The sequence below is a fragment of the Mesorhizobium sp. WSM4871 genome, from assembly GCF_055811295.1.
Window position 1 is genome coordinate 264,516 of the sequence record NZ_JBVVPU010000001.1, and the last position, 21,739, is coordinate 286,254.

At 61.7% G+C, this 21,739-nt stretch carries 19 protein-coding genes; 10 read left to right on the forward strand and 9 right to left on the reverse strand.

The genetic code is table 11. The features are described 5' to 3' along the window. The first annotated feature begins 48 nt into the window (after positions 1-48). The 8 genes from AC0L2H_RS01415 to AC0L2H_RS01450 all read left to right on the forward strand — a co-directional run bounded on the left by AC0L2H_RS01415 (position 49) and on the right by AC0L2H_RS01450 (position 9,302). Positions 49-1,803 (forward strand): thiamine pyrophosphate-dependent enzyme, encoded by a 1,755-nt coding sequence (locus AC0L2H_RS01415; protein ID WP_473588513.1) that lies wholly within the window; start codon positions 49-51, stop codon positions 1,801-1,803. Positions 1,804-1,971: 168 nt separating this feature from the next. Continuing rightward, positions 1,972-2,790: an alpha/beta fold hydrolase gene (locus tag AC0L2H_RS01420; protein WP_473588514.1), complete on the forward strand. Its 819-nt coding sequence runs from the start codon at positions 1,972-1,974 to the stop codon at positions 2,788-2,790. A 46-nt stretch (positions 2,791-2,836) separates the two neighbouring features. Next, entirely contained in the window at positions 2,837-3,712 is an 876-nt protein-coding gene (locus AC0L2H_RS01425) for a cytochrome c oxidase assembly protein (protein ID WP_473588515.1), read from the forward strand. Positions 3,713-3,805: 93 nt separating this feature from the next. Continuing rightward, complete coding sequence (gene coxB / locus AC0L2H_RS01430; RefSeq protein WP_473588516.1) at positions 3,806-4,945, forward strand: cytochrome c oxidase subunit II; 1,140 nt, start codon at positions 3,806-3,808, stop codon at positions 4,943-4,945. Beyond that, positions 4,942-6,882, forward strand: a complete 1,941-nt coding sequence (gene ctaD / locus AC0L2H_RS01435) for a cytochrome c oxidase subunit I (protein WP_473588517.1) — start codon at positions 4,942-4,944, stop codon at positions 6,880-6,882. Before coxB ends, ctaD begins: the two co-directional genes overlap by 4 nt. After that, positions 6,879-7,481, forward strand: a complete 603-nt coding sequence (locus tag AC0L2H_RS01440) for a cytochrome c oxidase subunit 3 (protein WP_473588518.1) — start codon at positions 6,879-6,881, stop codon at positions 7,479-7,481. Before ctaD ends, AC0L2H_RS01440 begins: the two co-directional genes overlap by 4 nt. Position 7,482: 1 nt before the next feature. Continuing rightward, positions 7,483-7,824 (forward strand): hypothetical protein, encoded by a 342-nt coding sequence (locus AC0L2H_RS01445; protein ID WP_473588519.1) that lies wholly within the window; start codon positions 7,483-7,485, stop codon positions 7,822-7,824. Positions 7,825-7,943: 119 nt separating this feature from the next. After that, a complete protein-coding gene (locus AC0L2H_RS01450) occupies positions 7,944-9,302 on the forward strand; it encodes a c-type cytochrome (protein WP_473588520.1) in 1,359 nt (452 codons plus the stop codon). Here the strand turns inward: AC0L2H_RS01450 and AC0L2H_RS01455 are convergent. The 5 genes from AC0L2H_RS01455 to AC0L2H_RS01475 all read right to left on the reverse strand — a co-directional run bounded on the left by AC0L2H_RS01455 (position 9,274) and on the right by AC0L2H_RS01475 (position 14,659). Then, entirely contained in the window at positions 9,274-9,645 is a 372-nt protein-coding gene (locus AC0L2H_RS01455; protein ID WP_473588521.1) for a c-type cytochrome, read from the reverse strand. The two genes, AC0L2H_RS01450 and AC0L2H_RS01455, sit on opposite strands and share 29 nt — an antisense overlap. A 304-nt stretch (positions 9,646-9,949) precedes the next feature. Further along, positions 9,950-10,153: a CsbD family protein gene (locus AC0L2H_RS01460; protein WP_473588522.1), complete on the reverse strand. Its 204-nt coding sequence runs from the start codon at positions 10,151-10,153 to the stop codon at positions 9,950-9,952. A 693-nt stretch (positions 10,154-10,846) separates the two neighbouring features. Next, the gene (locus AC0L2H_RS01465) at positions 10,847-11,209 is read right to left on the reverse strand and encodes a response regulator (protein WP_473588523.1); all 363 of its coding nucleotides are present in this window, start codon (positions 11,207-11,209) and stop codon (positions 10,847-10,849) included. A gap of 2 nt (positions 11,210-11,211) precedes the next feature. Next, the gene (locus AC0L2H_RS01470; RefSeq protein ID WP_473588524.1) at positions 11,212-14,322 is read right to left on the reverse strand and encodes a CheR family methyltransferase; all 3,111 of its coding nucleotides are present in this window, start codon (positions 14,320-14,322) and stop codon (positions 11,212-11,214) included. A 109-nt stretch (positions 14,323-14,431) separates the two neighbouring features. Beyond that, complete coding sequence (locus AC0L2H_RS01475) at positions 14,432-14,659, reverse strand: hypothetical protein (RefSeq protein ID WP_473588525.1); 228 nt, start codon at positions 14,657-14,659, stop codon at positions 14,432-14,434. Positions 14,660-14,936: 277 nt separating this feature from the next. On the opposite strand from AC0L2H_RS01475, the gene AC0L2H_RS01480 reads away from it, so the two are divergent. Next, positions 14,937-15,518 carry a response regulator gene (locus AC0L2H_RS01480; protein ID WP_473588526.1) on the forward strand — a complete coding sequence of 194 codons (582 nt, stop codon included), beginning with the start codon at positions 14,937-14,939 and terminating at the stop codon, positions 15,516-15,518. A gap of 59 nt (positions 15,519-15,577) precedes the next feature. Here AC0L2H_RS01480 and AC0L2H_RS01485 read toward each other — a convergent pair whose 3' ends face one another. Then, a complete protein-coding gene (locus tag AC0L2H_RS01485) occupies positions 15,578-16,009 on the reverse strand; it encodes a hypothetical protein (RefSeq protein WP_473588527.1) in 432 nt (143 codons plus the stop codon). Between the two features lie 739 nt (positions 16,010-16,748). Between AC0L2H_RS01485 and AC0L2H_RS01490 the strand changes: the two genes are divergently transcribed. Continuing rightward, positions 16,749-18,245 (forward strand): HAL/PAL/TAL family ammonia-lyase, encoded by a 1,497-nt coding sequence (locus AC0L2H_RS01490; protein WP_473588528.1) that lies wholly within the window; start codon positions 16,749-16,751, stop codon positions 18,243-18,245. On the opposite strand, the gene amaB is transcribed toward AC0L2H_RS01490, so the two are convergent. The 3 genes from amaB to AC0L2H_RS01505 form a co-directional block, all read right to left on the reverse strand. Beyond that, complete coding sequence (gene amaB / locus AC0L2H_RS01495) at positions 18,242-19,753, reverse strand: L-piperidine-6-carboxylate dehydrogenase (RefSeq protein ID WP_473588529.1); 1,512 nt, start codon at positions 19,751-19,753, stop codon at positions 18,242-18,244. The two genes, AC0L2H_RS01490 and amaB, sit on opposite strands and share 4 nt — an antisense overlap. Positions 19,754-20,057: 304 nt before the next feature. After that, a complete protein-coding gene (locus tag AC0L2H_RS01500; RefSeq protein WP_473588530.1) occupies positions 20,058-21,329 on the reverse strand; it encodes an RNA polymerase sigma factor in 1,272 nt (423 codons plus the stop codon). After that, the gene (locus tag AC0L2H_RS01505; RefSeq protein ID WP_473588532.1) at positions 21,326-21,700 is read right to left on the reverse strand and encodes a YciI family protein; all 375 of its coding nucleotides are present in this window, start codon (positions 21,698-21,700) and stop codon (positions 21,326-21,328) included. Before AC0L2H_RS01505 ends, AC0L2H_RS01500 begins: the two co-directional genes overlap by 4 nt. Positions 21,701-21,739 lie beyond the last annotated feature (39 nt).

Sequence of the window (21,739 nt, forward strand, 5' to 3'; positions counted from 1 at the left end):
AACTCGGGATTCACCGGTTCGGACACCATCCACCGGAGCTACCCTGACATGCCAAATGCAGCAGAAATTCTCGTCGATACACTCGTTGCCTGGAACGTGGAGGTGGTGTTCGGTTTGCCGGGAGACGGCATAAACGGCGTCATGGAGGCGCTGCGCACACGGCGCGACAAGATATCCTTCGTGCAGGTTCGGCATGAAGAGTCGGCTGCCTTCATGGCATGCGCCTACGCCAAATGGACAGGTAAGCTGGGCGTGTGCCTGGCGACGTCCGGTCCCGGCGGAACGCATCTCCTGACCGGCCTCTACGACGCCAAGCTCGATCAGGCTCCGGTGCTGGCGATCACGGGCATGCAGTTCCACGATCTGATCGAGACGTTTACGCAACAGGATGTCGATCTGACACGCGTATTCAACGATGTCTCCGTTTATAACGCCCATGTTGCCGATGCCGCGCACATGGAAAACGTCGCCAGCCTTGCCTGCCGAACCGCGCTGGCGCGCAAGGGCGTCGCCCATCTTTCGATTGCAAGCGACATCCAGGAGCAGGAGAGCTCTGCGTCGAAGCGTTCCAAGCGCAATCGCCCGGCGCACACGCCGCAGGATATGTTCGCCGGCCATAGCTTGCCGCTGGATGTTGAACTCGAAAAAGCCGCCGCCATTCTCAACGACGCTTCGCGGGTAGCGATCCTGGCCGGACGCGGCGCCATCGGCGCGGCCGCCGAACTCGAACATACGGCACGCCTGCTGCAGGCGCCCGTCGCGAAGGCCTTGCTGGGCAAGGCGGTGCTGCCGGACGACCATCCCTACACGACCGGCGGGATCGGCATTCTTGGAACCCTGGCTTCGCAAGAGGCGATGGAGACCTGTGACACGGTGCTGATTGTCGGTTCGACCTTTCCCTATATCGAATACTACCCGAAGCCTGGGCAGGCGCGTGGCGTCCAGATCGACTGTGATGCCCAGCGGATCGGGTTGCGCTTTCCGGTCGAGGCCGGCCTCGTCGGCGACGCGGCCGAGACATTGCGCGCCCTCAACCAGCGCCTGACACAGAAGTCCTCCGATGAATTCCTGCAACGCTCGCAGGAGACCATGAGAAGATGGCGCGAGATGATGAGGCAGTCGGAAGACGCGCAGGCGCAACCATTAAAGCCGCAAGCAGTCGCCCGCGCGTTTGGACAAAGACTGGCCGCCGATACGGTGCTGGCCACCGATTCCGGTCAGAACACGGAGCTCGCCGCGCGCCATGTCGACCTTCGCGACGGCCAGGCGTTTGGTGTCTCCGGATCCCTTGCATCGATGGCTTGCGGTCTCCCCTACGCCATCGCTGCCGGCATAGCATTCCCGGGTCGACCGATTGCCGCCATCGTCGGGGATGGCGGCTTTGCCATGCAACTTGGCGAATTCTCGACGGCGGTGCGCTACAAAATCCCGCTGAAGGTTCTGGTCATCAAGAACAACATGCTCAATCAAATCGCCTGGGAGCAGATGATGTTCCTGGGGAACCCGCAATTCGGTTGCGAATTGCAGCCGATCGATTTCGCCAAGGCGGCGGAAGCGATGGGCGCAAAGGGTTTTCGCATCGAGCGACCCGATCAGATCGAGGCGGTTCTCGACGAGGCATTCGCAGCTGACGGTCCGGTTGTGATCGAAGCGCTGGTGGACGCCTATGAGCCGATGATGCCGCCGAGGATGCCGCCAGACTACGCCAAGAATTTCCGCCAGGCGTTGCCACAGACGCCGGGGCACGAACGCATCGAAGAAAACATCGCCCGGGAGCCGGCGAAATCGATGATGGATGCCTAGAGTGAGAGGGCAACGAAGCTGACATGACCGAAGTCGTCGGGAAGGCGCGCACGGCCGAAACAGCCCAATTTGGCTCGCACGGCAGGTCGGCGAACACGCAACGAGGATCGCTGCTCAGTTGTCGAACGAATGAGTTGGATATTGCCTACGAGGTCTCAGGACCAACCGATGGAAGACCACTTGTGCTCGTGCATGGCTGGCCGGATGACATCAGCTGCTGGGACAAAGTGGTTGGGAAGCTGGAGAACCGGAATTTCCGTGTCTACGCGCCCTATCTTCGCGGGCTCTGGTCCGACGCGATTTTTGCAGAGTTCCGTCCTGCGCAGCGGCGCCATCGCGGCCCTCACGCTCGATCTGTCGCAATTCCTGGAAGTGCTGAATTTGGACGACGTTCTGCTCGCCGGCTATGGCTGGGGCGCGCGTGCGGGCTACGGCGTCGCGGCCCTGTACCCGAAAAGAGTGGCGAGTCTTGTCGCCGCCTCAGCAGGCTATGCCACCGCCATGTCGCCAACCGAGATGCCCTATGATCTTGCAAAATCATATTGGTACGAGTGGTATGTTTCCACCGCGCAAGGAGAAAAGGCATATCGCGAAGACCGCAGACGGCTCTGCAAATGTCTCTGGGAAAGCTGGTCGCCGCGATGGCCGGAACGGGACGTCGAATTCGATGCCATGGCAGCCTCGCTCGACAATCCCGACTGGGCCGAGATCAGTCTCCACGCCTATCGCCAGCGCTGGCACGACGCCAAGGGCGCACCGGAACATGAAGATGTCGAGCGGCGCTTGGCCGAATCTCCCAGCATTGCCGTTCCGACACTCATGCTCCAGGGCGCCGATGACGGCGACAATCTGCCGATCACATCCGAAGGCAAGGAAAAGTACTTTACCGCAGGCTATGAACGCCGCCTTCTCCCTGAAGTGGGACACTTCGTTCCGCGAGAGGCTCCACAGGCTTTCGCGCAGGCGATCCTCGATCTTTCCAGATGAGCCGGAGGTCTGGCCCTGGTGCTCTTCCTGGTGATGGGCGCGCGCCATGAGCTTCGACGCGCTCTTCTCGACCTCCATATGCTATGGCAACGGCGCTCCGCAAGCCGGTTGGACGCTCGCGCTTCCGATCACATTGCCGCTGGCGGCACTCCTGTTGCTTTACATCGCGGGCGCCAGCCGGCTGTGGCGACGAAGCGGACGCGGACGTTCCTTGCGATCGCGTCAGGCCTTGCTGTTCGCTGCCGGCTGGGCCGCATTGGCGTTGGCGCTTGTAAGCCCGATCCATGCGTTGGGCGAACATGTGTTTGCGGCTCACATGATCGAGCACGAATTGCTGATGACGCTCGCAGCGCCTCTGCTGGTTGCTTCCCGCCCGATGGCAGCGATGATGTGGGCACTGCCGGCGCAACTGCGCCAGACGTTCGGAGCGGCCGGACATGCAAACGCACTTCGGGTAGTCTGGGCGTTCACCAGCCGCCCTGTGGTCGCGACCATCCTGCACGGAGCCGCGATATGGATTTGGCATGTCCCTGTGCTGTTCGACGCTGCCCTTCATCAGGGCTTCCTGCACTATGCCCAGCACGCGAGTTTCCTCGGCACCGCGCTGTTGTTCTGGTGGGTGCTGCTGCCTCGCCCTGGCCGCGAGCAAGACGGTGGCGGTGCGGTCGCGCATCTTTTCTTCACCTCGCTTCATACCGGCCTGCTTGGGGCGTTGCTCGTCGTCTCGCCCAGGCTGTGGTACCCGGAAAATGCCATCGGCTCGAAATTGTGGGGTCTCAGCCCTATTGAGGACCAGCAACTTGCAGGCCTGATGATGTGGATCCCCGCCGGTCTGATCTATGGCGGAGCCGCATTGCTCCTGGCCGCTTGCTGGATTCGTACAAGCGGGCGGCGACAAACGTCGTCCTTGTCCATCCTCTAGAGCCGCGATTAGGCGCGCGTGTGCCAGGCATCCTTTTGCAACCGGCCGCGTTATGGCTTTGGCAACGATGGTGGAGCCTTCATGGCAAGGTGCATGAGTCCGTTGGCCCGCTTTCGCAAGCGGACACGCCCGCCGCTGTCGCCTGTCTTCGCCTGTCCAACACAAATCCCGTCCGGCAATCGTCCAACTGGCAGCATTCCAGCAAAGGCCGCCTATCCAAAACAGGTCTCGAGTTGGATCGGCACGGCGTTAACGCTGGTTCTGGCAGGATGCAGCGACTGGCAATCCGCGCTCCATCCGCATGGCCCGAATGCCCGACAGATATTCGATCTGATCTGGTCCTTCAGCGGGGTTGCGGCGATCACATGGCTGCTTGTCATGCTGGTCTTGGCGGCAGCGCTTTTGCGCCGCCGCCTGGTCGACACGACACGCTCACCGCTCGATACCGATTCCCGCCAGGAACGCCGATTGGTCCGCGCTGTCGGCAGCGCTGTGGCGTTGACCGTTCTGGTGCTCGTCATCTTGACGACGGCGAGCTTCTTCGCGGGCAAGTCCATTGCTTCGCTGAGCGGAACGGAAACCCTCACCGTCCGGATCACAGGGCATCAATGGTGGTGGGAGGTGCGTTATCCCAAAGACGATCCGTCGCAATCGATCGTCACGGCAAACGAAATCCATGTCCCGGTTGGCGAACCGGTCAAGGTCGAACTCGATTCGCTCGATGTCATTCACAGCTTCTGGGTGCCCGGCCTTGCCGGCAAACGGGATCTCATCCCAGGCCGGCCAAGCGGGCTCACGCTCATTGCCGACAAGGCCGGCATCTATCGTGGCCAGTGCGCCGAGTTCTGCGGCTATCAGCACGCCCATATGGCCATTACCGTCATCGCGGAAAGCCGCGAAGCCTTCGACGCATGGCAATCCAGGCAAGATGCCGACGCATCCACGCCTGCCGGCGAGGAAGAACGCCGCGGCCAACAGGCGTTTCTTTCCACCGGTTGTGCGCTCTGCCACACGATAAGAGGCACGCCTGCCAGCGGAACGGTTGGACCCGATCTTACCCATCTCGCAAGCCGACGCGCACTGGCCGCGGATACGCTCGCCATGACCCCCGGCGCGCTTGCCGCCTGGATTGCTGATCCACAGTCGATGAAGCCCGGCGCCAAGATGCCGCGTATTGCCCTCAGCGCGGACGATCTCAACGCGGTCGTCACCTATCTCGGAAGCCTCGAATGAGTGGCGTTGCGGGAAAATCGGCCGAGGATGAACAGGAGGCCCTGAAAGGTGTGCGGGACACCGGCCTCGAGGATGTGAGGCTGCGGGCCTTTCTGGCGCATGCCTGGCGAACGCCGACAGGACTTTACGGCTGGTTGGTCACGGTCGATCACAAGCTGATCGGGCGGCGCTATATCGTCACGGCTTTCCTGTTCCTCATCCTTGCGGGTTTTTCGGCGCTCGCCATGCGTTTCCAGTTGGCCCAGCCTGAGGCAGATCACATAGGTCCCGATCTCTACAATCAGCTGTTCACCATGCACGGCACGACGATGATGTTCCTGTTCGCAGTGCCAGTGATGGAAGCATTCGCCATTTATCTTGTGCCGCTGATGATCGGTACCCGCAACGTTGCCTTTCCGCGGCTCAATGCCTTCAGCTACTGGGTCTATCTCTCCGGCGGGCTGATGATCTGGATCGCCTTCGCTTTCGAAACCGGTGCCGATGCCGGCTGGTTTTCCTATGTGCCGCTCGCCGGACCTGAATATGGCATCGGCAAGCGCCCCGACTTCTGGGCACAGATGGTGACCTACACCGAGGTGTCCGCACTCGCGGTGGCGGTCGAGATCATCGCGACGGTGTTCAAGCAACGCGCACCGGGCATGTCGCTCGACCGCATTCCCCTCTACGTCTGGTCGGTCCTCGTCACGGCATTCGTCATCCTGTTCGCCATGCCCGCAGTGATGGTGTCGAGCACGATGCTGATCCTCGACCGGCTGGTCGGCACGAAGTTCTTCGACCCCAATGCGGGGGGCGATGCGCTGCTGTGGCAGCATCTGTTCTGGTTCTTCGGCCATCCCGAGGTCTACATCATCTTCATTCCGGCAACCGGCTTCGTCTCCGCAATCCTGCCGACTTTCGTCCGCCGCCCGGTCTTCGGCTATCTCGGGATCGTGCTGTCGCTGATGGCGATCGGCTTTCTTTCTTTCGGACTGTGGGTGCACCACATGTTCGCCACTGGGCTGCCGCAACTTGGCGAGAGCTTCTTCACCGCTTCCTCTATGATGATCGCCATTCCGAGCGGCATTCAGATCTTCTGCTGGATTGCGACGATCTGGGGTGGCCGGCCGATCTTCGCCACGCCCATGCTTTTCGTGCTCGGCTTCATATTCACCTTTGTGATCGGCGGCCTGACCGGGGTCATGGTTGCATCGGTGCCGCTCGACCTGCAGGTGCACGATACCTATTTCGTGGTTGCGCATTTCCATTATGTGCTGGTCGGCGGCGCCGTCTTTCCCCTGCTCGGCGCCGTCTATTACTGGTTTCCCAAGATCACGGGACGCATGCTGTCGGAGAGGCTTGGCCGCTGGAATTTCTGGCTTGTCTTCCTCGGATTCAATCTCACCTTCTTCCCCATGCACATTCTCGGTCTGCAGGGCATGCCGCGCCGCGTCTATACCTATCCGCCGGCGAGCGGCTGGGGCGAGATGAACCTCTTCATCAGCCTCTCGTCGCTGGTGGTGTTCGCCGGTTTTGCGCTTTTCTTCTTGAACATCCTGCTCAGCCTTCGCAACGGCCGCATTGCCGGAGATAATCCGTGGGGGGCGAGCACGCTCGAGTGGGCGACGACATCGCCACCGCCTTCCTACGATTTTCCTCGTTTGCCGGTGGTAACCCATCGCGAACCGCTCTGGGCCGAGCCCGACATGCTCCCCGTCGTCGAGGGTCTGCGTGTCGATGCCCGCGAGGTGCTCGCCGGCACCGTCGCCGACGCGGTGCCGCAAGTAAGGGTGCCTTCGGCTGACAATTCGATTTGGCCGTTGCTGTCGGCCATTGCCGTTGGCGGCGCTTTTCTCGGCTCGATATACACGCCATGGGCGGTGGTCTGGGGCGCGATACCAGTTTCGATCGGCTTTATCTGCTGGTTCTGGCCAAAAGGCGAACCGGAGGACGAAGAATGAAGCACCGCCCCGTCGCCGACGTCAGCCACCTGCCCACATATGACTTCGGAGCGGCGAGCCCGATGTGGTGGGGAACACTTGCCTTCATTGCACTCGAGGCAACAGGTTTTGCCCTGGCGATCGGCAGTTATTTCTATCTGGCCGTGCTGGCCCCGCATTGGCCGATCGCAGCTCCGGCGCCGGATCTTTTGCCGGGCACGGCGATATTGGTCATTCTGCTTGCCAGCATCGTGCCCAACCATCTGATCGAACTCTGGGCGCGGCGTCGGGACCTGGTGAAAGTTCGGGTCGGCATGGTTTTCATGTCGATCATCGGAATTCTTCCGCTGATCGTGCGCATCTGGGAATTTCCGGCGCTGCACATTTCCTGGGACCAGAACGCTTACGGATCGATCGTCTGGTTCTTGCTCGGGCTGCATACAACGCATCTTCTTACCGATGTCGGCGACACGATCGTGCTTGCGGTTCTCATGTTCACGCAAGGAGGCAAGGCCGGCCGCCGATTCAGCGACGTCTCGGACAACGCCTTCTACTGGGACTTCGTCGTCGTCTCATGGGTCGTGCTCTATCTTGTTATCTATTGGGTTCCGAGGATGTGAGATGCAGGCGATCCGTACCGGCGTTTCCTGGGCAGGTCTGGTCAGCGGGCCAGCCGCGTGGGCAATAACGCTGCAGCTCGATTATTCGATCGCATTCTGGCAATGCCACGCCGGCTTCCGTCCCGCCGCCCTGTTCTCGCTGATAGGCGCCGCTGCCGCCCTGGCAGGCGCGCTGCTGTCGTGGCGCGCCCTTCATGACCTCAGGCATGGTACAAGCCCACGCTTGAACGTGCGCACACGCGCGTTCCTGGCCAGGACTTCGGTTGGCATCGGGGCGCTGTTCACGCTCATCTTGCTGGCGCAAGCAGTCGCAGGGCTCATCTTCAGCGGGTGCGAACTGTGACGATGCCAAGAGGCCGGCGACTGGCCATGCACCGTCGGCGGCGTTGGCTTTGGTTTGCCGCAAGAGTTTCAGTCCTGGCCGTCATCTCGCGAGCGGCCGCTGTCGTCCTGGCATCGTTGATGCTTTGTACGGAACTGCTGGCGAACGAAATCCAGAACGGTGAATATCTCACCCGAGCCGCCGATTGTATCGGCTGTCACACGTCCAATCCGAGCCGCCCGTTCGCCGGTGGCTATCGCGTGCCGACACCGTTCGGCGATGTCTATTCAACCAACATCACGCCCGATCCCGACACCGGCATCGGACGTTATTCCGCGGACGAGTTTGTGCGAGCGGTCCAGAAAGGTATCAGACGCGACGGAGCCGATCTTTATCCCGCCATGCCCTATGACAGCTTCGCCAAAATGAGTCGCGAGGACGTGCTTGCGATCAGAGCCTATCTGCTGGCGCAGCCGCCGATCTCCCAGCCGCGGCCGCAAAACATCCTGTCTTTTCCGTTCAACCAGCGTTGGACACTTGCACTGTGGAAACTCGCGAATTTCCACGCCGGCAGTTTCGCGCCTGACCCGAGCCGAACCCCCGCTTGGAACAGAGGGGCCTATCTTGTCGAGGTACTCGGTCACTGCGGTGCCTGTCACACGCCGCGGAATGCGACACTGGGCATGGATGAAGATCGCAAGCTTGCCGGTGGCACCGCCGGCATGTGGCGAGCCTTCAACATCACCAGTGACAGGATCGCAGGCGTGGGCGGCTGGCGCGATGAGGAGCTATTTCGATTTCTCAAAACCGGCGCCGTCCCTGGAAAGGCCTATGCGGGCGGTCCGATGGCGGAAACCGTCATGAACAGCCTGCAACACCTTTCAGATGAAGACATCCACGCCATGGTTGCCTATCTCAGGGATATGCCCGCCCAACCGGGATACGAGAGGCAACCGCGTTTCTCATGGGGCAATGTGCCCGCGATCGCCGACGATGCTGGAACCAAAGGGATAGCCCAAGGCAGCGGGAGCACAGACGGCGATAATCTCTACCGTTCACTCTGTGCGGGATGCCACGGGATGAATGGAGGCGGGTCACCTGACGGAGCCTACCCGTCACTCATCCGCAACACTGCCCTCGGCGCGGCGGCGCCCGATAATGTCGTCATGACGATCCTTGAAGGCGTCAAGGCCGGTGACGTCGCGGGGCGCAAATCGATGGCGGCCTTCAGCGGCTGGCTGGACGATGGCCAGGTGGCGACACTTGCAAACTATGTGACGGCGCGGTTCGGGAATCCGGACCTGAGCACTACGGCGGCCGACGTGCGCCAGATGCGGGCCGGCTCGTCAACAGGGCAAACAGTCATGCTTCTGGTAGCCCAGGCACTGGCAGTGAGTGGCGCCGGATTGCTGCTTGGCCTGCTGCTTCTGCTGGCAGGACGCGTTCGCCCGAGAACGCGTTCAACACGCGTCACGTCCGGGCATAAAGATAGGCGGTGATGTCGCGCGCCTCCTGGGGCGACAGATTTGTATTGGGCATGGCCGTCCGCGGATCGACGTCCCGCGCCCTGCTGATCCAACGCATCATCGCCTCTGGGCTGGCTCGCGACACAATCCCTCCGACATACACTCTGCTGGCAATGCCTTGCAGAGAGGGACCGACAGTGCCATGGGCGCCAGGCACACCAGGAATTTCGTGACATCCACCGCAACCATTGCGGATCATCGCCGGGACAGCCCGTTCAGGATTGCCGCCGATCGCTTGCAGGATGATGGTTTCTCGCAGGCTGTTGCCGCGGCTGACGCCGATAGCGCAGGCTGCCGAAACAATGACGACAGCCATCGATATGCCAGCCGCCCACGGGAGTACCGCTGGTACTTGCTCAAGGGCCCGTCCGCTCATCTGCGCCTACAGTCATTATACCCGCAAAAAAGCTGCCGGATCGTAGCCACGTAATAGGCAACGCTCTGAGGCACTGGGGTCATTTGAAAAGGCCAACCGATCGTACGCCGGCAGGGAACTTTCCGCGGCAATGGAAGAGAGGCTCTTGCAGGTATCGCAAAACCCGAAAAGCCCGCACAAGTGGGGCTTGGGCGGGCTTTCATTGTCAGGACAACATGGTGGGTGCAGTATCCGAGAAGAAATCCTACCAGCCCTGGCGACTGTACCAGTCATCAACATCACGTTGGACACGATCCTTCTCGATACCGTAACGCTCCTGTATCGTACCTTCGAGCTGGTCGCGCTTGCCGGCTATCCGGTCGAGATCGTCATCGGTGAGCTTGCCCCACTGCTCCTTGACCTTGCCTTTGATTTGTTTCCAGTTTCCTTCCACGCGGTTCCAATCCATGACAGTGTTCTCCTTCGTTTGAAATAAGATCCGAAAAGGAAACGCAATCCAGCCAAGGATGTTCCTGAAAGCTCAGGGAAAGCTGATCACAGGAACGCGGAAGCTTGCGGTGGCGAGGAGCCGGCCGCTGCGGGAATTAGGAGCACTTTTCTCTCCGAAGGCCGACTGGTAGGCAAATGCCTTTCCGCAACCAGCCTCCCAGGCATACGAAGGTCCCAAACAGACTGGAACATTGCGGCTTAAGCCGAGTTCGGTTTGCGGCTCGCGACTATGCAGCAGATTGAGAAGCCAAATGCTGAAAAATCCGTTGTCGAGCCGGCGTCTTTCTCAACCGCACCAGCAGGTCACGACAATGAATTTCAGTAAACGCCTTCAGAGTTTCTTGTCTGAACTCTCGACCACTCTGCTAAGGCGCCGGTTGCTCGGTAAGAGCTTCCGAAACAGTATGACAAGGCCTGTCATTTTAGACACACGTCCGTTTGTGTCTTCCACCGAAAGACAGATCCCCCCAAACCAGGATGCCATTTGGCCGGCCGAAAGGTCGCCAGGAAAAGCGTTGGGATCGTCTGTGGGGGAGATCGAATCCGACGGATCGGAGACCGGTCCTGTCGCGCCCGATCCGACCGTCGGCGCCGGCTCTGACCCGAACGCGCGCGTCAACAGGCCGGACGGCTAACTATACTGCCGTGCAATTCACCTGCCCTCCGGCGCAGCGAGCGCCGTGACCGCAGAGGTCAGCTCCCATTGGCTCACCGGCTTTTGCAGCACCTCTATGTCGGCAAACCGTTCCGGTATGTTGGAACTGTAGCCGGTAACGAAGGCAAAGGGGATGGCCTTCTCGCGCAGCGTGTCAGCCAGCGCGTAACTTGTCTCGCCATTCAGCTGTATGTCCAACAGTGCAAGATCGAGTCCTTCCCGCTCGACGTGATCGATGGCGGCCCTCACTGAGGCCACGGGGCCGACGATCCGATGTCCTGCGCCTCTTAGCTGCGCCGCGTGGTCTTCGGCGATCAGCCATTCGTCTTCGACGATCAGAATGCGCAGAGCGGTCGCCAAGGTCAGGCCTTTTTGTCGAGCGGGAACGATATCCTCACCTTCAAACCCGTTGGCTCGAAAAATGTTTCAGCCGTGCCGCTTAAACGATATTCAATTTCTCCTTTCACCAGCGAGAGGCCGAAGCCGCCATGCTTCGGTTGGGCAACGGGCGGTCCGTCGATTTCCCTCCATAGGAGGCGCAGGCCATCGTCATGGACTGACCATTCGACGTCCACCCGGCCATCTTCCTTGCTCAGCGCGCCATATTTCGCCGCATTGGTCGCGAGTTCGTGCATCACCATGCTGAGCGACAGGGCCTGTTGCGGCTTGAGCTTCACCGCGGGGCCGTCCAGCGAGAAGCGCTGTGGGCCGAAAGGCGCGGCTTCCTGGCCGATCAATTCCTCGATTGACACCTCCGTCCAGTTCTCCCGCGAGAGCACGCCATAAGCGCGCGACATGGCGTGGAGCCGGCCAAGCAGTGCGGTCGCGAATTCCTCCTTGGTCGAAGCTGTTTCGACCGTGCGGTTGGTGATGCTGGTCACCACTGCCAACATGTTCTTCACGCGGTGATTGAGTTCCGAGATCAGAACCTTCTGATGCGCCTCGGCCTCGGCGAGCGGTGTGACGTCGACCAGCGTCACCACGACCCCCTGGATGCGGGTACCCTTGTCGCGGTAGGGAATGAGCCGCACCATGTGATATTGGCCCCGCGCATCGCGAGCCAGGTGGTGGATGACAGGATCGCCCGTCTCGAACACTTGCTCGATGTGGCCGCGCATCTGCGGATAATCGAGCTGGCTCGAGAGCTCGGTGAGGGGCCGTCCGACATCGGAAGCACGCAGATTGAAGAAGGATGAAGCTGCGGGCGTGAAGCTGCGGATCACCAGATCGCGATCCAGGAAGACCGTTGCGATGTCGGCGCTCTCGAACAGGTTCTTCAGGTCGCTGTTGGCATGGTCGAGTTCCTCGATCTTGCCGGACAGTTCGGCGTTGATCGTGTTCAGCTCCTCGTTGAGGGACTGCATCTCCTCCTTCGAAGCCTCGAGTTCCTCGTTGGTGGATTGCGCTTCCTCGTTCACCGAGACCAGTTCCTCATTGGAGGATTTCACTTCCTCCAATGCCGTCTCATATTCCTCGATGGTGGATTGCAGCCGCTCGCGGGTTTCCCGCAGATCCCGCTCGAGATGAGCCATGTCATCGGGATTGCCGCTCTCGCGCTCGGTCTCGGACTTGTCGCGGGCGGGCCCAGCCGATTGGAACAGGACGAGATAGAACGGCTCGCCCGTGCCGCGCTCGGGCAGCGGTTCGACGGTTACGCTCACGAGTTGCACGCGATCGTCCTCGGCGTCCACGACGATGTTCTCGCGCAGGACGATCTGACGCGTCGTCACGGCTTCGCGCAGCGCCGCCCGCAGGTCGAGCCTAAGTCCGTGCCGCGCCATATTCAGCAAATTGCGGTTGGGCGCTCCCTGCGGCGGCTCAAGATACTTGCCGGTCCGAGCCGAATAGTAGACGACGTCGCCCTCGGCATTGACGACGACATGCGGCGGCGCGTGGCGCTCGAGAACCTGGGATTCCACGGTCTGGCGAAGCGCGTAGCCCGCACCTCCGCCAATTTTTCCTTGCCGTCCTTCGGAAGGGAAAGGGATCGCCCGGCCACCTTCGCCAATCAGCAGCGGTAGACGCGATTGCGGGGAAACATCCTCGCGCGCCTTGAAAATGCGCTGCTTCTTGTCCACGGCGGCAAATAGATCGCCATGCTGGCCGATGCTCTCGGAAGTGCCCAGGAAAAGATATCCGGAAGGCTTCAGCGCATAGTGGAAAATCGGAATGACCCGGTTCTGGATGTCCGGCCCGAAATAAATGAGAAGATTGCGGCACGAGACCAAGTCCATGCGCGAGAAGGGCGGATCCTTGATCACACTGTGGGGCGAGAAGATGCAGAGGTCGCGAACCTCGCTGGTCAGCACGAAGCTGTGGCCTTCATTGGTGAAGAATCGCTGCCGCCTTTCCGCCGAAACGCTGTCGAGCAGATTGACGGGATAGCGCGCCGCGCGCGCGACGGTGAGCGCCGGCTCGTCGATGTCGGTGGCGAAGATCTGTATCTTGGGCACTACCGGCAAGATATCCATGTGCTCGCGCAGCAGCATGCCCAGCGAATAAACCTCTTCGCCGGTGGCGCAACCGGGCACCCAGACCCTGACCGTGTCGGACGCGGTCTTGCCTACGAACAGTTGCGGAATGACCTTCTTCTCCAGCAGCTCGAAAGCCTCTGCGTCGCGGAAGAAATTCGTGACGTTGATAAGGAGATCGCGAAACAGCGCAGTGACTTCGCGAGAATCGTTCCGCAGCAGGTCGACATAGCCCGACAGCGATTTCATCTGGCCGATCTGCATGCGCCGCTTGATCCGGCGAACGAAAGTCTTGGACTTGTAGCCGGAAAAATCATGGCCCGACTGGGCACGAAGTATGCCGTAGATTTCCTCGCGGGCGCGATCGATATCCTCGGACGGCTCCTTGCCGTCGCCGTTCGTCAACCGGTCGAGCACGTCGAAGCCGCGCGCGAAGTCGATCAGCTTTTCGCCCATTTCGTCAGCGGCAACCGCGATGTCGACCATGCCGCTGGAGATCGCGCTCTGCGGCATGTCGGGATTGCGAGGACCCGAACCGTCGCTGGCCTGGGCCAGGACGAAGCCGCCATGTTGCTTGAGCATTTTCGCGCCGAGCGTGCCGTCACCGTCGCCGCCAGACAGAATGATGCCGACGCCATACTCACCCTGATCTTCGGCCAGCGAGCTGAAGAAGACGTCGATGGGCTTGCGTTCACGGCTCCCCGCCGACGGGCGCCGGATCTGCAGCTTGCCGCTCTTAATCGTCAGGACGGCATTCTGCGGCATGACGTAGACATTGTCCGGTTCCGCCGCCATTCCGTTTTCCGCGATCGTTACCGGCATCGCCGTGTACCGCCTCAGAACATCGTGCAGCAGACTTTCACGCTCGGGACTAAGATGCGTGACGACGACGAAAGCCATGCCGGGCGAATCCGGAAGCCCCTTGAACAGGCTCTCCATCGCCGGAATACCACCGGCCGATGCGCCGATACCGACAATGGGAAGTTTTGCTTCCTTGGACATGAATGCCGCCCTCCTGACTGAACCGTCCCCGTTAGATAAGGCAGCGAAGGCCTAGGGCCACGCCATGTCTATGCACGGGCACGGGCAAGAATCTTGAAATGTTGAAACCTCAGGCCGACTTTTGCATCAGCAGCAGTCGCATCTCGGCGAGATCGCGGCTGAGCCGAGCGGTGCGGTTCCTCCCACGTGCGGCCTCGATCATGGCGCGCAGATCATTGCCGGATTCGGCGAGTTCGATTGCCGTACGTTTGGATTCAGTCCGCAGCAGTTTGGCCTCGGCAAAAAGTTCGTCCTGAAGGACCCTCAAGTCCTGCAAATGGCGTTCGGTCAGGTCCATGGATTCAACAATGCGCCTCCCGCAAAAAATTGGCAACGTTTCCCGTATTTGGCGGCTCGGCTTCTGCGCGAAGCCAGGACCGACAAGCGGAACTTCAAGCCTCCCGTCGCGTTAACTCATTGCGGGAATTTTCAAATGCTTAGGGTGCATGTGCTTCGGCGCTGTTCGTCTGCCAGGCTGCGGCGAACTGCGTGAGCACCTTCCAGAGAATCTCCGCAGGCCAGCCTGTCGTTGCAGGCGAAACGTGGGCTCGCAAGCGTAAGACGAGGAGAGCAAGGTGCAGTTTCTTTCAGGCGCCAGGATCCTGATCGTCGAGGATGAATTCGTCGTAGCCGACGACATCGCACGTTATTTCGCCGGCTTGGGAGCGGTGGTTCTCGGTCCGGCTCGCACCGTCGCACAGGCTCAGCCCTTGGTCGAGCACGCGGACGCGGCGGTGCTGGACATCGATTTGAACGGAACGCCGGTATTTCCGATTGCCGACCGACTTGCCGAACGCGGCATCCCGTTTGTTTTCTTCAGTGCCTATGACCGCAACGTTATCCCAGCCCGGCTCGACCACGTTGCCAATTTGATGAAGTCCGCCGACCGAAGGAAAATTATCGCGACTCTCTTTCCCGAAACCGGCGGGCCGGATCCAGGCGACGAACCGTTGAACGTGATGTCGCTGCTGCCGAAGCTCCGGCTGGCCGCCCGCCTCATCATTCCTGATGCGGCTGCGGCCGACCGGCTGGTGGAAATGACGCTGGAACTTGCCATCAGCGAAATTGCCGATCGTCCGCCGGAAATTTCCACCGAACAATGGCTGAATTCCATGCTCAAACATGCCGTCAGAAACGCGGCCGGATTGCTTCATTGAATGCCGATTCAGCCAAGCAAACCAGGATGCATCGACATTTCAGAGGGCGAAGCCTGCGTTTAGTGACTCCAATGACGTCTCAACCAGGCGAGAATCCTGTTGCCGTTGACGATCCTGCGAACCCGGCCGGCGGCCCATCCGGCTTGCATCGTGGCGCCAGCATGGCAACTGCAAACGACCTCGTGCAATTGCCAATCGGTGAGTTCGAAGAAGCGCTTGGCCTCGCCGTAGGAGTCCGACTTCAGGCCTGAGGCACGCAACAGCGTATCGTCGAAGGCAACAGTAATCGCGGATCCGGCCGCCCGGGCTTCTTCGCGAACCGCCGGGTGCAGATGCTCGGTGCCAGTGAGCGCCGCAAGACAGCGCAAGGGATTGCGCTCAAGCAGTTCCGCCCAACGTTCTATCCGTTCTGTTCTGGTGGTGAGCGGAGCTGGCGACAATGGACTGACGACCGCGATTGACTGCAGTTCATCAAGTGTCTGGTGTTTCATGATTTTCTCCTGTTCGAGCGGAGCGACTATTTCTCCGGCGGAATCGCCGCGACGGTATGGCTCGCCTCAAGCCCGCGCCCATGAGGGCTAGGGACGGGGCCAATCAGTTGCCCACCTATCTTCAACAGACACCAAACAGCGGCATCTGCAGCGACACCGAACTTTCAGGCGTCGCTAATGTTCCAGCGGCAGGATCGATTTCTTTGCCGTGCGACCTACCAATTCAGCACAACCTCTGCCGATGGCACGAAGGCAGTGCCACCCAGCACCGGTGGGGCGTCGCCAGTCGCCACGGATCCCCAATAGAAAAAGGCCGGACTGTTAAGTCCGGCCAAGCATGAAGGTTTATAACCTCCAGAGGGGAACGCATCGGATGCAATGGGAGGAGACATCCGACGCAACATCTATATGGGTCAGCGCATGTGACGTTTCAACGACGGCACGGTAGGCCACATCGGCCCACTCGATAGAGCCACCTGCACGGCTTCAGTTTTAGCGTGACAGTGGTGGGAGAAGTTTAAGGGCGGCTTGTCGTTGCCGATGCGATCGCGGAAGACGACCTTCTGCTGCTCGGCCAGGCGCTTGCCGGCCGCTGCTGACCGGCGGCTCCGGCATCGCGGTGGAACTGCCAAGCCAACGATCGAATTGCGACGAATGCATGTCGCCCAAGCCTGCGCAATGGGATGCGATTCGGCCATGCTACATCGTGCAATTGCATTGCCGAATTGGGGAAGCATCCATGACATCGACGCCCGTCCGACTGACCGCCGCGCCGCTGCGGGCACAGGATATTGCCGCCATCGCCCGCCGCCATTCATTGGTCGAGGTCTCGCCCGAGGCGGACGCCCTGATCCGCGCCAGCCGCGCGGTGATCGAACGCCATGCGGCAGAGAACCGTCCGGTTTACGGGCTGACCACCGCGCTGGGCGCTGCCGTGGATACGCCGCTGAGCGGGGAGGATCTGATCGCCTATCAGCGGCGGGTTTCGTTCGGTCATGCGGTCGGCTTCGGAACGGCTTTGCCGCGGGAGGCGGTGCGCGCGATGATGGCGGTGCGGATCGCCGGCATGGCCGCCGGCGGCACCGGCATTTCGCCTGCCGTGTTCGAGGGACTTGTCGCCGCGCTGAACGCCGGCCTGCATCCGGTGGTGCCGTCGCTCGGCTCGCTGGGGGCGGCCGATCTCGCGCCGCTTGCCCATATGACGCTGGGCCTGCTTGGCCACGGCCAGGCGGAGTATGGCGGCGAGACCATGCCGGCGGCCGAGGCGCTCGAACGCGCCGGGCTGAAGCCGCTCGACATCCATGCCAAGGACGGCCACGCCATAATCGTCGCCAACAGCCTGTCGGTCGCCCAGGCCTGCCTGGCGCTGGAGGACATCGAGCGGGCCTTCGAGTGGTCGCTCAAAGCTGTCGCACTGAATTTGGAGGCGTTCCGTGCCAATGTCAGTTCGCTCGACGATTCGGCCATGGCGGCGCGGCCCGCCTTCGGCCAGAGAGCGGTGGCGGCACGGTTGCGTGAAGAGTTGTCGGGCAGCACGCTGTTCAAGGAAGGCGCTGCCCGCCGGATCCAGGATCCGCTGAGCTATCGCTGCGTGCCGCAGGTCTGGGGCGCGCTTCGCCACGCGATCGACGAGGCCAGGGCCGCGACCGAGATCGAACTTGCCAGTTCCGGCGACAATCCGGTCGTCCTGGCCGGGGAGGACCGGATTGTCTCGCATGGCAATTTCGACATGACCGCTTTCGTCCTGTCCTGGGAGCGGCTCAGCCAGGCGTTGGCTCACGCGGCGGCGGGCATCGCCAACCGGACCATCAAACTCATGTCCCCTGCGGTAGCCGGCCTGCCGCGTTTCCTGGCGGCAAACGGCCAGAACCGCATGGGCTTTGCCATTTTGCAGAAACCCGTTTCAGCGATGGAAGCCGAAATCCGCTTTCTCGCCAGCCCGATCTCTTTGACCCCGATCGCGGTGTCGGACTGGGTCGAGGATCAGTCGTCGATGGCGCCGGCGGTCATTGCCAAGGTCAACCATATCATCGAGCGATTCCGCTACCTCGTCGCCATGGAGCTCATCTCTGCGGCTTACGCCGCCGAGATCCGGGGCGTGGCGGACAGATTGGGCCGCGGCGCCGACGAGGCCTACAGGACGGTGCGCGAACGGGTTGCTTCCCTCGACGAGGACCGGGAGTTGGGCTGCGATGTCGCCAGCATCGCCGCCATGATCGCGCAATCCTGTTCCTAGTCGATGTCGAAGGAGACGCCCTGGGCAAGCGGCAGCGCCTTGGAGTAATTCACCGTATTGGTGGCGCGGCGCATATAGGCCTTCCAGGCATCGGAGCCCGACTCTCGACCGCCGCCGGTTTCCTTCTCGCCTCCGAAGGCGCCGCCGATCTCGGCTCCCGACGTGCCGATGTTGACGTTGGCGATGCCGCAATCCGAGCCGTCGACGCCGAGGAAGCGCTCGGATTCCTGCAGGTCGCGGGTGAAGATCGACGACGACAGGCCGGCGCCGACCGCATTGTGCTCGTCGATCACGGCGTCGAAGTCCGAGTATTTCATCACATAAAGGATCGGCGCGAACGTCTCTTCGGTCACCGGTGAAACCTGGCTTTGCATTTCAACCAAGGCAGGATGCACATAGTAGGCGTCGGGATGGCCGTTCTCGACGCGCGTGCCGCCGGTCACCTTGCCGCCATGCGAGACCGCTTCCTTCAGCGCCTTCTGCATATTCTCGAAGGCGGCCTTGTCGATCAGCGGACCGACCAGCGCCGATGTCTCCAGCGGATTGCCGACCGAAACGCTCTCATAGGCTTTCTTCAGCCGCGGCACCAAGGCGTCATAGACGCTGTCATGCACGAACAGGCGCCGCAGCGTCGTGCAGCGCTGGCCGGCCGTGCCCATGGCGCCGAAGGCGATAGCGCGCAGCGCCATATCGAGATCGGCCGTCGGGCAGACGATGCCGGCATTGTTGCCGCCGAGCTCCAGCACCGCGCGCGCAAACCGCTTCGCCAGGCGCGGCCCGACATCCCTGCCCATGCGGGTCGAGCCGGTGGCCGAGACCAGCGGCACCCTGGGATGGTCGACCAGGATCTCGCCGACGGCGCGATCGCCGATCAGCACCGGCGCCAGGCCTTCGGGAGCATCGCCAAAACGCTTGGCCGCGCGCTTGAAGATCGCCTCGCAGGCAAGCGCGGTCAGCGGCGTCTTTTCCGACGGCTTCCACACCACCGCGTCGCCGCAAACCAGCGCCAGTGCCGCGTTCCACGACCATACCGCGACCGGGAAGTTGAAGGCCGAGATGACGCCGACCACACCCAGCGGATGCCAGGTCTCCATCATGCGGTGTCCCGGGCGTTCGGTGGCGATGGTCAAGCCATAGAGCTGGCGGGAAAGGCCGACGGCGAAATCGCAGATGTCGATCATCTCCTGTACTTCGCCAAGCCCCTCGGACGGAATCTTGCCGACCTCGATCGACACCAGCCGGCCAAGCTCGGCCTTGTGCGCGCGCAGTTCCTCGCCGAGCAGCCGCACCAGTTCGCCGCGCTTCGGCCCCGGCACCAGCCGCCAGACCTGGAACGCCTTGTGGGCGGCTTCGATGATCTTGGCTGCATCGGCCGGCGAGACCGTCTTCAGCGCTGCGATCTGTTCACCCGTCACCGGGCTGCGCACGATGAGGTCGCCACCGACAAGCGCGTCGTTGGCGACGCCCAATTTGGCCAGGAGATCGGCCGTTTCCTTCGCAATCGTCATGTTTTTCCCTTTCAGGTCCGTCGCTCAAAGGACGGAGGTCAAAGCCTTGCGCCGTGCGCCGTCGGCACATCAGCCGCTGTCATGGCGTGGCATTACGCGTTTCGGGAAAAAATCGCCACCCCGGCATGGTCGAAGGTGTGTTGAGATTCAGGTCAGGCTGAGTCGAAAATGACGGTTTCCGAGAACCGGAGCGGAGCGTACTCAAAGTACGTGAGCACCGGAAGCGCAGGAAATCGCCATTTGCAGGCCAGCCTCACCTGAATATCAACAGGCCTTAGGCCGGGATCAGACCGTTGAACCAGGTTCAGAGCGCCTTTCGGGAAGCCCCCTGGGCCGCGCCCTTCATCAGCCGGTCGATATGCATGCGGATATGGGCGGCCTCGGCGGCCGTATTGGCAAGCGCGATGGCGCGGTCGAAGGCGGTGCGTGCCTCATCGCCCCGGCCAAGCTGCATCAACAGGCCGCCCTTGAGGCCGAAGAAGTGGAAATAGCCGGAGAGCCTTTGTTCCAGCGGCTCGATCATGGCAAGCGCTGCTTCCGGCCCGCGCACCTTGGCGACCGCGACGGCGCGATTGAGCGTCACCACCGGCGACGGCTGCATTTGCTCGAGCAGGCTGTAGAGCAGATCGATCTCGGTCCAGTCGGTATCCTCGGGCCTTGCCGCCCGCGCATGCAGCGCGGCGATCGCCGCCTGCACCTGGTAAGGCCCGGGCTTCTGGTGGCGCAGCGCCTTGTCGACCAGCGCCAGCCCCTCGTCGATCATCTTGCGGCTCCACAGGCTGCGGTCCTGGTCCTCGAGCAGCACGATCTCGCCATTCTCGTCGAACCGCGCCGGCGCACGCGCATGCTGGAGCAGCAGCAGCGCCGTCAGGCCCATGATCTCCGGCTCGGTCTGGAACAGCCGCAGAAGCAACCTTGCCAGCCGGATCGCCTCTTCGCAGAGCGGGGCCCGGGCCGGAGCCTCGCCGCTATTGGTCGAATAGCCTTCGTTGAAGATCAGATAGACCATGGCGGCGACTGCGGCGAGCCGTTCCGAGCGCTCAATCGCACCGGGCGTCTCGAACGGCACGCCGGCATCTGCAATGCGCGCCTTGGCGCGGGTGATGCGCTGCTCCATGGCGCTTTCGCCGACAAGGAAGGCGCGGGCGATCTGCTTGACCGTCAGGCCGGAGACGATGCGCAATGCCACGGCGATCTGCTGCGTCGCCGGCAGATCGGGATGGCAGCAGATGAATAGGAGTCGCAAGATGTCGTCGCGGTAATGCGCGCCGTCCAGCCGCTCGGCGATATCGGTTTCGGCATCCTCAAGGTCGGAGATCTGGTCTTCCTCCGGCAGCGGCGCCTGCTTGGCGCGCTTGCGCACCGCGTCGATGCCGCTGTTGCGGCCGACAAAGATCAGCCAGGCCGCCGGATCGCGCGGCGGGCCATTCTTCGGCCAGTTGTTCAGCGCTCTCAGGCATGCATCCTGGAAAGCCTCCTCCGCGGCATCGAGATCGCGAAAGTAGCGCAGCAGCGCGCCCATCGCCTGTGGACGGGCGGTGCTGATCGCGGTGCTGATCCAGGTAAGGTCGGTCATGCGGAAACCTTGGCGGGATTGAAGAGCGAAACCGGCCGTATCTCGTAGGAGCCGCCGCTGGGATTGACCTCGGAAAGCTCGCGCGCGAAATCGACGGCTTCATCGAGATCGTTGCATTCGAGCGTGTAGAAACCGAGGAACTGTTCCTTGGTCTCGGCGAACGGCCCGTCGATGACGACCGATTCGCCCTTGACCTTCCTCAGCGTCGTCGCGGCAGTCGTCGGCAGCAGCCGCGCCACCGGGCCAAGCCGGCCGGCTTGAGCGTATTTTTCCTGCACGCCGAGAAGTTTCGTCATGACCTCGTCATCCTGCTCCTTGCTCCAGGAGCAGACGACGTCTTCAGAGGCGTAGCAGAGGATAGCGTAGAGCATGGGATGTCCTTTTCTTCGTCAAAGGACGAAACACTAGGA